The sequence below is a fragment of the Pseudomonas moraviensis genome (genome assembly GCF_900105805.1).
Lineage (GTDB): Bacteria > Pseudomonadota > Gammaproteobacteria > Pseudomonadales > Pseudomonadaceae > Aquipseudomonas > Aquipseudomonas moraviensis_A.
The window spans coordinates 5,288,469-5,302,225 of the sequence record NZ_LT629788.1 but is presented as its reverse complement, the minus strand read 5'-3'; the positions used below and the strand labels follow the sequence as shown (position 1 = coordinate 5,302,225).

Below are 13,757 nucleotides of genomic sequence, written 5' to 3'. Positions count from 1 at the left end.
TCCCTCTCCCTCCGGGAGAGGGCTGGGGTGAGGGCTGGTTTTTACAGGCTCGGCAAAAGCTTCACCGAAACCAGCTCGGTCAAACACCGCGAAGCCAGCAATTCAGTCGCCGCATTGATATCCGGCGCAAAAAACCGGTCCTTCTCATAAAACGGCACTTCCCTGCGCAGGATCGCCCGCGCCTGTTCCAGCTTCGGCGAGGTCTTCAGGCCGTTGCGCAGATCCAGGCCCTGGACCGCCGCCAGCCACTCCACGGCGAGAATCCCGCGGGTGTTCTCGGCCATTTCCCACAGGCGTTTGCCGGCAGCCGGGGCCATCGACACATGGTCTTCCTGGTTGGCCGAGGTTGGCAGGCTGTCCACCGAATGCGGATGGGCCAGCGCCTTGTTCTCGCTGGCCAGTGCCGCTGCGGTCACCTGGGCAATCATGAAACCGGAGTTCACCCCGCCGTTGGCGACGAGGAACGGCGGCAGTTGCGACATGTGCTTGTCCATCATCAGCGAGATGCGCCGTTCGCTCAGCGAGCCGATTTCGGCGATCGCCAGAGCCAGATTGTCAGCGGCCATGGCCACCGGTTCGGCGTGGAAGTTGCCGCCGGAAATCACATCGCCTTCAGCGGCGAATACCAGCGGATTATCCGACACCGCGTTGGCTTCCACCGCTAGCACTTCAGCGGCCTGCCGGAACTGCGTCAGGCAGGCGCCCATGACTTGTGGCTGGCAGCGCAGCGAATACGGGTCCTGGACCTTGTCGCAGTTCTGGTGCGAGGCGGAGACTTCGCTGCGCTCACCGAGCAGGTCACGATAAGCAGCGGCGGCATCGATCTGACCTTTCTGCCCACGTGCGGCGTGAATGCGCGCGTCGAACGGTGAGCGCGAACCGAGCACAGCTTCAACGGTGAGACTGCCGAGCGCCAATGCACCGGCAAACAGATCTTCGCCTTCGAACAAACCGCGCAGCGCAAACGCGGTGGAAACCTGAGTACCGTTGAGCAGCGCCAGACCTTCTTTCGCCGCCAGGGTCAGCGGTGTCAGGCCGGCGACTTTCAGCGCTTCGGTCGCCTCCAGCCATTCGCCCTTGTAGCGCGCCTTGCCCTCGCCGAGCAGCACCAGCGACATGTGCGCCAACGGCGCCAGATCCCCCGACGCGCCGACCGAACCTTTCAGCGGAATGTGCGGATAGACCTCGGCATTGATCAGCGCAATCAGCGCATCGATCACCTGCCGACGGATACCGGAGAAACCGCGGCTGAGGCTGTTGACCTTGAGCACCATGATCAGTCGCACAAGGTCGTCGCTGATCGGCTGGCCGACGCCGGCAGCATGCGAGAGCACCAGCGAACGCTGCAGGTTCTCCAGGTCTTCGCTGGCGATGCGCGTCGAGGCCAGCAGGCCGAAACCGGTGTTGATGCCATAGGCGGTGCGGTTCTCGGCGAGGATCTGCTCGACGCAGGCGACGCTGGCCTCGATCTGCGCGCTGGCGCGGTTGTCGAGGGTCAAGGTGACCGGATTCTGGTAGACGTCACGCAGTTGGGCCAGGCTCAGTTGGCCGGGGATCAGGTTCAGCGCAGTCATTAAAATGCTCCTGTTAGGCATTGTTATTAACTACCAGTCGCTCCGGAGCATTCCGTTATCCGTCGTTTCTCGTCTTGTGAACGATCCACGCCTTGGCACGCTGGTATGGGCAGTTGTCAGTGCAAATTCGGTAAAACGTTGTGCGGCAGATTCGGGACTTTCAAGACGCTCGCAGCGGCAGCAATATCCGGCGCCAGCCAGCGATCCTGATCGTAGGCAGGGACGGTTTCGCGCAGCAGGCGCCAGGCGACATCGGTGCCAGCCCCAAAGCGCTGTTCCTTGAGGAACTCAAACGCCTGCGCCGCCAGCAGATATTCAATCGCAAGGATCTGCGTGCAGTTTTCCAGGGCGCGGTGCAGCTTCAGCGCGGCGTTGGTGCCCATGCTCAGGTGGTCTTCCTGCAGGCCCGAGGTGATGTAGTTGTCGAGTACCGCCGGTTGCGCCAACTGGCGGTTTTCCGCACACAGCGAAGCGGCGACGTATTGCACGATCATCATCCCCGAGTTGACCCCGGGGTTGGCCACCAGAAACGCTGGCAGACCGCTGACGTGCGGGTTGACCAGACGGTCGAGACGACGCTCGGCAATCGAGCCGATCTCGGCCATGGCAATCGCCAGCAGATCGGCGGCCATCGCCACCGACTGGCCGTGCGGGTTGGCCTGCGACATCACCCGAAAATCGTCCGGGGTGCCGAGCAGCAGCGGATTGTCGGTGCAGCCGTTGAGCTCGGCTTCAACCTGTTTGATTGCGTGCTCCAGTTGATCACGCGCGGCGCCGTGCACCTGCGGGATCGAGCGGATGCTCAGCGCGTCCTGAGTGCGAATGCCTTTGCTCGCGGCGATCACTTCGCTGCCATCGAGCAAGGCGCGCAGGTTGTTGCCGACCTGCTGCATGCCCGGATGCGGCTTGAGCGCGATGATCTCGGCATCGAAGGCATCGATCTGGCCGCGCTGGGCTTCGAAGCTCATCGCACCGATGACATCGGCCCATTGCAACAGGCGCGTGGCATCGGCAATCGCCAGACAGCTGAGGCCGGTCATGCACGGCGTGCCGTTGACCAGACACAAACCGTCCTTCGCGCCCAATTGCACAGGTTTCAAGCCTTCTTCGGCCAGTGCCTGCTGCGCCGGCATGATCTGACCGCGATAGCTGACATGACCAACGCCGAGCAGCGCGATACCGACGTGCGCCATGTGCGTGAGGTACCCCACCGAACCCTGCGCCGGCACTTGCGGGGTGATGCCGCGATTGAGCAGCGCCAGCAGACCTTCGACCACGCGCCGATGCAGGCCGGATTTACCGTGGCTGTAGTTGTGGATCGCGGCGCAGATGATTGCGCGGGTCTGCTCATCACTGAGGACCGGGCCGACCCCGCAAGCGTGGCTGAGCAAGGTGTTGCGCGAGAGCTGGCTGAGCTGTTCGTCCTGCAACGAAACGTTGGACAGGCCGCCCAGACCGGTATTGACGCCATAGGCGCGCTCGCCGCTGGCGACGATACGCTGGACGATCGCCTGAGCGTTGTCGATGCGCGCCCAAGTGTCGCTGGACAGTTCCAGCAGCGCACCGTGACGGGCGACCGCGACCACGTCCTGCCAACGCAGATGAGCACCGGTGATGACGATTTTTTCAGCCTGGGACATCTGAAGCCTCATACAAATTCTGTTGCTGCATGAATTCCTGTGGCGAGGGAGCTTGCTCCCGCTGGACTGCGAAGCAGGCCCGAAATTCTGCGACCGCTGCGCGCTCGAGCGCGAGCAAGCTCCCTCGCCACAAAAGCTGTCTCACCGCGAATATTTCTAAACCACCGCCGCCCGCCGCTGCACAAACCGGTCGACATACTCATCCGCCGGCGAATGCAGGATTTCCCGTGGCGTGCCGACCTGAATCAGGCGGCCATCCTTGAGAATCGCGATGCGATTGCCGATGCGCACGGCCTCGTCGAGGTCGTGGGTGATGAAGACGATGGTCTTGTGCAGGGTCTTTTGCAGTTCCAGCAACTGGTCCTGCATCTCCGCGCGGATCAGCGGATCCAGCGCGCTGAAGGCTTCGTCCATCAGAATGATGTCGGTGTCCGCCGCCAACGCCCGGGCGAGGCCGACGCGCTGACGCATGCCGCCGGAGAGCTGGTGCGGGTATTTGTTTTCGTAGCCTTTGAGGCCCACGGTGTTGATCCAGTGCAGCGCGCGTTCGGCGCAGACCTGCTTGCTTTCGCCACGCACTTTCAGGCCATAGGCGACGTTGTCGAGCACGCTCTTGTGCGGCAGCAGGCCGAAGCTCTGGAACACCATGCTGATCTTGTGCCGACGAAATTCGCGCAGGGCGTCCATGTCGTACTGCAGGATGTCCTCACCATCCACCAGAATCGCGCCGCTGGTGGGGTCGATCAGCCGATTGAAGTGGCGCACCAGGGTGGATTTGCCGGAGCCGGACAGGCCCATGATCACGAAGATTTCGCCGGTGCCGATGCTCAGCGACAAGTCGTTCACGCCGACCACGCAACCGGTTTCGTTGAGCACCTGATCCTTGCTCTTGCCCTGGCCGACCATGGCCAGCGCATCCTTGGCGCGGTTGCCGAAAATCTTGAAGACGTTGCGCACTTCGATCTTGCTCACGCTTGCGTTGCTCATTTGCTCACCTCGTGGCGTGGCCGACCGTACGCTTGAGTGATGCGGTCGATGACCACAGCGAGAATCACGATCGCCAGCCCGGCTTCGAGGCCACGACCGACGTTGAGTGTCTGAATGCCCACCAGCACGTCTTCACCGAGGCCACGGGCGCCGATCATCGAAGCGATGACCACCATCGACAGGGCCATCATCGTGGTCTGGTTGATCCCGGCCATGATGCTCGGCAACGCCAGCGGCAATTGCACGCCGAACAGTTGCTGCCAACGGTTGGCGCCGAAGGCATTGATCGCCTCCATGACTTCGCCGTCGACCTGGCGAATGCCCAGGTCAGTCAGGCGAATCAGCGGTGGCGCGGCGTAGATCACCGTGGCAAAAATCGCCGGTACCTTGCCCAGCCCGAACAGCATCAGCACCGGGATCAGGTACACGAAACTCGGCATGGTCTGCATGATGTCGAGCAACGGCATCAGTACCGAACGCAGGCGATTGCTGCGCGCCGAGAGGATCCCCAGCGGGATGCCGATCAGCACCGAAATGATCGTCGCGACCATCATCAGCGCCAGGGTCTGCATGAGTTTGTCCCAGAGGCCGACCGCGCCCACCAGAAACAGCAGACCGACAATCACCGCGGTGGTGACGACTTTGCGCGTGGCGTGCCAGGCGATGACGCCGACGATCGCCAGCATCAGCCACCACGGCGCCGCACGCAGCAGACCTTCGAGACTGACGATGGCCCACAACAGCGTGTCGGAGATGTGGCGGAAGACGTCGCCGTAGTTGGTGACCAGCGAATCGACCCAACCGTTGACCCAGTCGGCGATGGAAAAAGTAAAGCTTTCGGGAAACATAAGGGACTCTCAATCAAGGGGTTGCGATCAAGCGTCCGGCTGCCGTGGCTGGCAGCCGGGTAAACCTGACCTACAAGGCCGCGTCGATTTTCCTGGCTGCGTCGTCGCTCACCCATGCGTGCCAGACTTCAGGATGTTCCTTGAGGAAGATTTTCGCCAGTTTTGCCGACTCGATGCGTTCCTTGGCCATGCGCCCGAGGTTCTGGTTGAGCAGGTCGATCGGCAGGTTGACCTTCTCCAGCACGGCGACCAGTTCCGGGGCTTCGTCGTGGAAGGTTTTCGACAGGCCGACCTTGATGGTCACGGTCTTGTCGACGCCCGGTTTCTCTTCGAGTTTGACCGCGTCGATCTGGCCCATCAGCGGGGTCGGCGACCAGTAGTAGAAGAGAATCGGCTCGCCACGCTTGTAGCTCGACAGCACCGCTGCATCCAGCGCAGGTCCTGTGCCCGGACGGAAGTTGGTGTAGCTGTTTTCCAAGCCGTAGCTCTTGAGCATCTCGCTGTTGTCGAGCTCGCAGGTCCAGCCGGCCGGGCAGTTGTAGAAGCGGCCCTTGGACGGCTCTTCGGCATCCTTGAACACGGCGGAATATTTGCCCAGATCAGCGATGTTTTTCAGGTCCGGGGCTTTCGCCTCGAGCTTGCGCTTGGCGTCGCCTTCGATCACGTAACGCGGCACGTACCAGCCTTCGACAGCGCCCACTACCGGCGCGCCGACACCGACGACCTTGCCGGCCTTCTCGGCCTTGTTCCAGACCTCGCTGCGGCCGACCCACTCTTCGGCGAACACTTGAATATCGTTGCTGCTCAGGGCGTTTTCCATGGTGATGGAATTGCCCGGCAGGCTGTCGGTCTTGCAGCCGTAACCTTTCTCCAGCACCACTTGCAGCACGTCGGTCAGGAGCATGCCGCTTTCCCAGTTCAGCCCGGCGAATTTCACCGGTTTGCCCGATTCGCACCAGCCGGCGGCTTGCGTCGCACCGGCACTGGCCAACAGGCCCATGGACAGCAATGTGGTCAGCAGGGTCTTGTTCGATTTCATTGTCGTGACGCTCCTAATCATGAATGGGCTTACGGCAGTTCAAGAGGCATCCAGCCTGGTCCACGTCCAGATCAGGCCTGCGCCGCAGCGCGACCGGTCCCGCTGGTTTTTGCTTGTACGACGCTGTTCTGCTCGACCGGCAGAATCAACTGATCGGGCACTGCGCTGTGCCATTTTTTCGCGCAGAAGTAATAGACGGCGGCCGGCAGCACCAGGCCGATGATCCAGGAAATATCGACATCACCAAGAGCTGCTACCAGCGGGCCGGTGTAGAACTTGGTCGAGATGAATGGCAACTGCACCAGCACGCCGAACACATAAACGCTGATACCGAGCAGGTTCCAGCGGCCGTAGCGACCGTTCGGATCGGCCAGCGCCGGCACGTCGTAGCGCTCGCGGGTGATGCAGTAGTAGTCGACCAGATTGATCGCGCTCCACGGGGTGAAGAAGGCCAGCAGAAACAGGATGAACGACTTGAACGCACCGAGGAACGAGTGCTGCCCGAGCAGGGCGATCAGCGTCGCCGCGCCGACGATGAACAGCACGAACACCAGCCGCTGCATACGGGTAACCGTCAGGTGTCCTTTGAAGCCACTGATGATGGTCGCAATGCACATGAAGCTGCCGTAGGAGTTCAGCGTCGAAATGGTCACCTTGCCGAACGCGATGCTGAAATACAGCAGCGCGGCGGTGGCGCCGGTACCGCCGAGCCCGACGATGTAGGCGACCTCATGGCCTGCGAATTGACCGTTGGCCGAAGCCGCAGCAAACACGCCGAGGATCATCGCCACTTGCGCGCCGATCACCGAGCCTGCGCCAGCGGCGAAAAAGGTTTTCACCGCCGAAGTGGCGCTCGGCAAGTAGCGAGAATAGTCCGCCACATAAGGACCGAACGCGATCTGCCAGGAAGCTGCCAGCGACACCGCCAACAGGAAACTGCTCCAGCTGAAATGGCGAATCTGCAGGAGTGCACCGACGTCGGTCTGGCTCATCAGCCGCCAGAACAGGAACACGAAAGCGATCACGCCAATGACACTGGCGACGCGGCCGATCCAGTGAATCACCCGATAGCCGAGCACCGTGACCAGCACGATGACACTGGCGAAAATCAGGATGCCAACGCTATCGCTGACACCAAACAACTGACCCAGCGCCTGCCCGGACAGCACCGTCCCGGTGGCGGTGAAGCCGAGGTACATCAGGCACACCAGCACGATCGGAATCGCCGCGCCATAAACGCCGAACTGCACGCGGCTGGAGATCATTTGCGGCAAGCCCAGTTTCGGCCCTTGCGCGGCATGCAGCGCCATCACGCCACCGCCGAGCAACTGACCGATCAACAAACCGATCAACGACCAGAACACATCACCGCCGAGCACCACGGCCAAGGCCCCGGTGACGATCGCGGTGATCTGCAGGTTGGCGCCCATCCACAGGGTGAACTGACTGAACAGACGACCGTGTCTTTCCGCTTCCGGGATGTAGTCGATCGAACGCCTTTCGATCAACGGAGTACTGCCTGCACGTTCGTTGTTAACCGCCATGATTCAACCTCTGTGGATTGTTCTGGATATCGATTGTTTCGCTTTTGTAGGAGTGAGCCTGCTCGCGATAAGGCCAGCACATTCAGCAAATGTGCTGGCTGACACACCGCTATCGCGAGCAGGCTCACTCCTACAGGGGGAAAGCATTATTTGCCGGTGATCATCGGCAGATTCAGCCCCTGCTCTTTCGCGCAGTCGATCGCAATCTGGTAGCCGGCGTCGGCGTGGCGCATGACGCCGGTGGCCGGGTCGTTGTGCAGCACGCGGGCGATGCGCTCGGCGGCCTCATCGGTACCGTCGCAGACAATCACCATCCCCGAATGCTGCGAGAAGCCCATGCCGACACCGCCGCCATGGTGCAGGGATACCCAGGTCGCGCCGCTCGCAGTGTTCAGCAGCGCGTTGAGCAGTGGCCAGTCGGACACGGCGTCGGAACCGTCCTGCATCGATTCGGTTTCGCGGTTGGGACTGGCGACCGAGCCGGAATCGAGGTGGTCGCGACCGATCACCACCGGTGCCGACAGCTCACCGCTACGCACCATTTCGTTGAAGGCCAGACCGAGCCTGGCGCGCTGGCCCAGACCGACCCAGCAGATACGTGCCGGCAGACCCTGGAAGCTGATGCGCTCGCGGGCCATGTCCAGCCAGTTGTGCAAGTGTGCGTCGTCCGGGATCAACTCTTTGACCTTGGCGTCGGTTTTGTAGATGTCCTGCGGATCACCCGACAGCGCCGCCCAACGGAACGGGCCGATGCCACGGCAGAACAGCGGACGGATGTACGCCGGCACGAAGCCCGGGAAATCGAAAGCATTTTCGACGCCCTCTTCCTGCGCCATCTGACGGATGTTGTTGCCGTAGTCGAAGGTCGGAATGCCTTGCTTCTGGAATTCCAGCATGGCTTTGACGTGCACGGCCATCGACTGCTTGGCGGCTTTGATCACAGCGGCCGGTTCGGTCTTGGCGCGGGCGCGGTATTCGTCCCAGCTCCAGCCGGCCGGCAAGTAACCGTTGAGCGGGTCGTGGGCGCTGGTCTGGTCGGTGACCATGTCCGGGCGCACGCCGCGCTTGACCAGTTCCGGGAGAATTTCGGCAGCATTGCCGAGCAGAGCGATGGAGATCGCTTTGCCTTCCTTGGTGTATTTGTCGATGCGTGCCAAGGCGTCGTCGAGGTCTTTGGCTTGCTCGTCGACGTAACGGCTTTTCAGGCGGAAATCGATGCTGACCTGCTGGCATTCGATGTTCAGCGAGCAGGCGCCGGCCAGGGTGGCGGCCAGCGGTTGTGCGCCGCCCATGCCACCGAGGCCTGCAGTTAGCACCCAGCGCCCCTTGAGGTCAGCGTTGTAATGCTGGCGACCGGCTTCGACGAAGGTTTCGTAGGTGCCCTGAACGATGCCCTGGCTGCCGATGTAGATCCAGCTGCCGGCGGTCATCTGGCCGTACATGGCCAGGCCTTTGGCGTCGAGTTCGTTGAAGTGTTCCCAGCTCGCCCAGTGCGGCACGAGGTTGGAGTTGGCGATCAGCACGCGCGGCGCGTTGCTATGAGTCTTGAACACGCCGACCGGTTTGCCCGATTGCACCAGCAGGGTTTCGTCGTCGTTCAGGTGAGTCAGGCTCTCGACGATCTTGTCGTAGCACTCCCAGTTCCGCGCAGCGCGGCCGATGCCACCGTAGACCACCAGCTCTTTCGGGTTCTCGGCGACTTCCGGGTCGAGGTTGTTCATCAACATGCGCAGCGGCGCTTCGGTCAGCCAGCTCTTGGCGGTCAGTGTGTTACCGCGGGCGGCGCGAATCTGCACGTCACGAAACTTGTTGCTGTTCTGGGTATTGTCAGTCACGAAAAAGACTCCTCAGCGATCAATTCAAACCAACCCTGGCAGTGGGCAGCAGCCTGCGCGCTTTTCTGCGCGACAAGCGAATCAGTGGACGCTGCGGAGAGTCTCGGACGACTCATACGCATACGTCTTTACTTGTACATACAAGCATATGCAATCAAGCGGCCAACTTGTTGGAGAGGTGTTCAAGAAAAAATACGGACAGGGCTGGAGAGCGCCTGAATCAAGGGGTCACGCGTGGATGAAATATTTCGAGGGTATTAATGGAAGGGGTTGGGGAGTGTTTCGAAAGCGAGGTTTTGCGCCACGCTGGGGCGTTCGGTAACAAGTTGGTGCGAGGATGGAAACAGGAAGTGTGAATGCAACTGTGGCGAGGGAGCTTGCTCACGCTGGGCTGCGAAGCAGCCCCAAATCGGTGTTTACCGGAATTGGGAGTCCTTCGGCCTCCAGCGGGACCAAGTTCCTTCGCCACAGGGGGATTGTGTTCAGTTTTGGAGGAGTTCGATGACGCAGCAAGCGGCATTGGTGGCGACTTCAACCAGTCCGGCGTTACCGTCCAGTTGCAGACAATCATGGCGACCGAGTTGCGATGCGGTTTCACCGACTTGCACTTGCAGCAACTCACTGACACTGAACACCAGCAACGTCGATGCCGAGCTGAAAAACCGCTGCTCACCGTCCAGCCACTGCAACCGCGCGCTGTAACGTTGCGGCGCGTAGATCAGATTGAAGTCGCGAATCGCACCGCCGAGCAACGTGCAGGACACCTGACTTTCGCCGCTGAAAGCATACGGGTCGAGGGGTAACAGTGGGCGGGTATCGTCACCGTCGACGCACAGGGTCATGCCGTCCCCCTGCAACACGGTGATGACTCGCTGGTAACCGGCGAACGTCGAGAACCCGCCCGACTCAGTGATGTCGGCAATCGACAGGCGCCAGCCGAAACCGTCCAGGCCAGCACCTGCATCGCGAGTGATTTCTTCGGTGCTGCCGCCGCCGTTTTTCCACGGCATGCGCGGGTAGCCTTCGGCGCGTAGGACCTTGAGTGCATTCATTTATGGAACCGCCCTTCGAGACGATGACGGGAACCCGGATGGATCAAGCGCGCCGCCGTCACTGGCTGACGCCCCGACCAGGTACGCCGACGGATCAGCAAGCACGGCTCGCCCTTTTCGATCTGCAGCAACTTGCATTCGGACGGCTCGGCGAGTATCGCTTCGACCACGTGCTCGCCTTCGGTCAGCGGCGCGACCTGGTTGAGGTAGGCATAAGGTGTCTGCAGGGTGAAGTCCTGCTTGAGGTACTCCGGGGCGACCAGGGCGTTGACGAACCGGTCTTCGATTTGCACCGGAATGTCGTTTTCGTAATGCACGATCAGCGAGTGGAAGACCTTCTGCCCTTCGCGCATATCCAGTGCCAGCGCACGCTCGGAGCCGGCGGCCTCTTCCTCGAGGGTGATGACCTGGCAGGTGTGGCGATGACCGCGCGAGGCGATTTCGTCGGCGATGTTGTGCACTTCGAACAGCGCGGACTGGCTCTTCGGTTCGGCGACAAAGGTGCCGACGCCTTGCATGCGCACCAGCAGGCCATCGGCGGTCATCTCACGCAAGGCGCGGTTGATGGTCATGCGGCTGAAGCCGAGCTGGCTGACCAGTTCGCTTTCGGACGGCACGCGGTAGTGCGGCGGCCAGTTACCGCTGTCGATCTGCTGGGTGATCATCTGTTTGACGCGGGCGTACAAGGGCGCCGGACTGTCGCCCATGTTCGCGGCCAACGGAGAGACTGGAGGCGGAGTCGGCACGGTTGATCCCTGTTCATTGGATGAAAGTGACTAGCTTGCCGGAGTTTACCGGGCAGGCAAACGTCTGTATATGTATATACAAATAACACACGATGGGGTGCCGAACGATGTCCGCCTTCTTTGCCGAACGCGCACTGCTGCCTAACGGATGGGCCAACAATGTACGTCTCGAGGTCAGCGTCGATGGCCTGCTGACCCGAATCCAGGCCGATTCCACCGCAGACGGCGCCGAGCGGCTGAACGGGCCGCTGCTGCCGGGGATGCCCAATCTGCACTCCCACGCCTTCCAGCGCGCCATGGCTGGACTGGCCGAAGTGGCCGGTAACCCCAACGACAGTTTCTGGACCTGGCGCGATCTGATGTATCGCCTCGTCGGAAAGATCAGCCCGGATCAGCTCGGCATCATCGCCCGTCAGCTGTACATCGAAATGCTCAAGGCCGGGTACACCTCGGTCGCTGAATTCCACTACGTGCACCACGACAGCAGCGGCCAGCCGTATGCCGATCCGGCCGAACTGGCCTTGCGCATCAGCCAGGCAGCCAGTGAAAGCGGTATCGGTCTGACCCTGCTGCCGGTGCTTTACAGCCATTCCGGTTTCGGTGGGCAGACGCCGAATGACGGCCAGCGCCGGTTTATCAACAGCACCGAAAACTACTTGAATCTGCACGCACGGTTGCAGCCATTACTGGCACAGCAAAAGGCGCAATCGCTGGGCCTGTGTTTCCACTCGCTACGCGCGGTGACGCCGCAGCAGATCAGCGAAGTGCTCGCTGCCAGTGACAAGCAGATCCCGGTGCACATCCACATCGCCGAACAGCAGAAAGAAGTCGACGACTGCCTGAGCTGGAGCGGTCGGCGGCCGCTGCAATGGCTGTACGAAAATACCGACGTCGATCAGCGCTGGTGCCTGGTCCACGCGACCCACGCCAACCCGGAAGAAGTCTCGCTGATGGCCAACAGTCGCGCGATCGCCGGGCTTTGCCTGACCACTGAAGCGAATCTGGGTGATGGAATTTTCCCGGCAGTGGATTTTCTCGCCCAGGGCGGGCGCATGGGCATTGGCTCCGACAGCCATGTTTCGCTGAGCGTGGTGGAAGAATTACGCTGGCTGGAATACGGCCAGCGCCTGCGTGATCAGCGGCGCAATCGCTTGTATGGCGCGCAGCAGCCGATGGTCGGCCGCACGCTGTATGACGCGGCGCTGGACGGCGGCGCGCAGGCGCTGGGTCAGCCGATCGGCGCGTTGGAAGTGGGCAAGCGCGCGGACTGGATCGTGCTCGATGGCAACGATCCGTATCTGGCGACAGCGTCGGGGGACGGGATTCTGAATCGCTGGCTGTTCGCCGGCGGCGATCGGCAGGTGCGCGATGTGCTGGTGAATGGTCAGTGGGTGGTACGCGATGGACGGCATCCCGGCGAAGAGCAAAGCGCCCGAGCCTTTACCCAGGTCCTGCGCGATCTCTTGGGCTGACGCAAAACAAACTGTGGGAGCGAGCCTGCTCGCGAAAGCGGTGCATCAGTCAATATTCATGTCGACTGACACACCCTCTTCGCGAGCAGGCTCGCTCCCACATTTGATATGTATCGAGACTTAATTAGAGGTCTTGGCCATCTGCCGATCCGACGCGCGCCAGATCAGTCGCGTAGTGTCGTAACCCTGCTGCCGCGCCTTGCTCAGCAGCTCTTCGCGCACGACACCGTTGACGGTCGGCGTGCGTGACAGCAGCCACAGGTACTTGCGACTCGGATCGCCGACGATGGCGGTCTTGTAATCGTCGCTGACGTACAACACCCAGTACTCGCCCTTCGCCACACCTGGCACCAGGCGCGAGAACCAGTTATCGAATTCGACCCAGAGCTTGTCGGTCTTGCCCGGCACCTGGGGATAAGCCGTGCCCTTGGCTTCTTCCCATTGCCAGTCCGGGGTCAGGCAGCGGTTGAGCACGCCGACGTTACCGTCCGGCTTGAGGCTGTAGTGGGCTTCGGATTGGGCGCAGTGGCGCTGGAAGTACATCGGCAAGCGTGCCAGTTCATACCAGGTGCCCTGATAACGCTTGAGGTTGACGCTGTTGACAGTTCTCGGCGCCAACGGGTCGACGCCGGAAGTGGCGCAGCCAGCCAGTACCAGGCCAGCAAAAAGGATCAGCAATAACCGCTTCATTTTTTTCTCCGTGGGCGCGAAGCCCCGGTTTACTTCAGGCCTTGGCCGGAAAACATCAGCACTTTGTCACCGGCGTATTGCACGCTGATAAAGCTGTTCTTGTCGCCCCAGGTGCAGCTGGACATACCGAGCGCGCCCGAGCAATCGGTGGGCTTGCCGAGAAGGGTTTCCACGTCGGACTTGGCCATGCCGGCCGAGAGCTTCGAGTAGTTTTCCTGATTGACCTTGCTGCATGCGGCCAACAGCACGCAAAACGACAGCAGGGCGATAGATCGCAGCGACATGGTGAAACTCCTGGAACGAGGGGGGATGGCATGGTGCCAACCAGAA

Annotated in this window: 12 protein-coding genes; 1 reads left to right on the top strand and 11 read right to left on the bottom strand. The window is 61.4% G+C overall.

Annotation, left to right across the window (positions count from 1 at the left end; translation table 11 throughout):
• Nucleotides 1-41: 41 nt before the first annotated feature.
• The 9 genes from hutH (BLU71_RS23810) to hutC all read right to left on the bottom strand — a co-directional run bounded on the left by hutH (BLU71_RS23810) (nucleotide 42) and on the right by hutC (nucleotide 11,226).
• Nucleotides 42-1,574, bottom strand: coding sequence for a histidine ammonia-lyase (gene hutH / locus BLU71_RS23810; RefSeq protein WP_083354016.1), 1,533 nt, complete (start codon nucleotides 1,572-1,574; stop codon nucleotides 42-44).
• A gap of 116 nt (nucleotides 1,575-1,690) precedes the next feature.
• Nucleotides 1,691-3,214 (bottom strand): histidine ammonia-lyase, encoded by a 1,524-nt coding sequence (hutH, locus tag BLU71_RS23805; protein WP_083354015.1) that lies wholly within the window; start codon nucleotides 3,212-3,214, stop codon nucleotides 1,691-1,693.
• Between the two features lie 156 nt (nucleotides 3,215-3,370).
• Nucleotides 3,371-4,201: a quaternary amine ABC transporter ATP-binding protein gene (locus BLU71_RS23800; RefSeq protein ID WP_083354014.1), complete on the bottom strand. Its 831-nt coding sequence runs from the start codon at nucleotides 4,199-4,201 to the stop codon at nucleotides 3,371-3,373.
• The gene (locus tag BLU71_RS23795; RefSeq protein ID WP_016772087.1) at nucleotides 4,198-5,049 is read right to left on the bottom strand and encodes an ABC transporter permease; all 852 of its coding nucleotides are present in this window, start codon (nucleotides 5,047-5,049) and stop codon (nucleotides 4,198-4,200) included. The genes BLU71_RS23800 and BLU71_RS23795 overlap by 4 nt, the downstream gene beginning before the upstream one ends.
• Before the next feature lie 70 nt (nucleotides 5,050-5,119).
• Nucleotides 5,120-6,088, bottom strand: a complete 969-nt coding sequence (locus BLU71_RS23790; protein WP_064363319.1) for an ABC transporter substrate-binding protein — start codon at nucleotides 6,086-6,088, stop codon at nucleotides 5,120-5,122.
• A gap of 71 nt (nucleotides 6,089-6,159) precedes the next feature.
• The gene (locus BLU71_RS23785; RefSeq protein ID WP_083354013.1) at nucleotides 6,160-7,632 is read right to left on the bottom strand and encodes a purine-cytosine permease family protein; all 1,473 of its coding nucleotides are present in this window, start codon (nucleotides 7,630-7,632) and stop codon (nucleotides 6,160-6,162) included.
• Between the two features lie 146 nt (nucleotides 7,633-7,778).
• A complete protein-coding gene (gene hutU, locus BLU71_RS23780) occupies nucleotides 7,779-9,467 on the bottom strand; it encodes a urocanate hydratase (RefSeq protein ID WP_042608662.1) in 1,689 nt (562 codons plus the stop codon).
• A gap of 482 nt (nucleotides 9,468-9,949) precedes the next feature.
• Entirely contained in the window at nucleotides 9,950-10,519 is a 570-nt protein-coding gene (locus BLU71_RS23775) for a HutD family protein (RefSeq protein WP_083354012.1), read from the bottom strand.
• Complete coding sequence (hutC, locus tag BLU71_RS23770) at nucleotides 10,516-11,226, bottom strand: histidine utilization repressor (protein ID WP_162803449.1); 711 nt, start codon at nucleotides 11,224-11,226, stop codon at nucleotides 10,516-10,518. The genes BLU71_RS23775 and hutC overlap by 4 nt, the downstream gene beginning before the upstream one ends.
• A gap of 146 nt (nucleotides 11,227-11,372) precedes the next feature.
• Here hutC and BLU71_RS23765 point away from each other — a divergent pair, with 146 nt between their 5' ends.
• Nucleotides 11,373-12,737 carry a formimidoylglutamate deiminase gene (locus BLU71_RS23765; RefSeq protein ID WP_083354011.1) on the top strand — a complete coding sequence of 455 codons (1,365 nt, stop codon included), beginning with the start codon at nucleotides 11,373-11,375 and terminating at the stop codon, nucleotides 12,735-12,737.
• 120 nt (nucleotides 12,738-12,857) lie between these two features.
• On the opposite strand, the gene BLU71_RS23760 is transcribed toward BLU71_RS23765, so the two are convergent.
• Both BLU71_RS23760 and BLU71_RS23755 read right to left on the bottom strand, forming a co-directional pair.
• A complete protein-coding gene (locus tag BLU71_RS23760) occupies nucleotides 12,858-13,427 on the bottom strand; it encodes a lipocalin family protein (RefSeq protein WP_042608659.1) in 570 nt (189 codons plus the stop codon).
• Between the two features lie 29 nt (nucleotides 13,428-13,456).
• Nucleotides 13,457-13,711 (bottom strand): lipoprotein, encoded by a 255-nt coding sequence (locus BLU71_RS23755; RefSeq protein WP_042608658.1) that lies wholly within the window; start codon nucleotides 13,709-13,711, stop codon nucleotides 13,457-13,459.
• Nucleotides 13,712-13,757 lie beyond the last annotated feature (46 nt).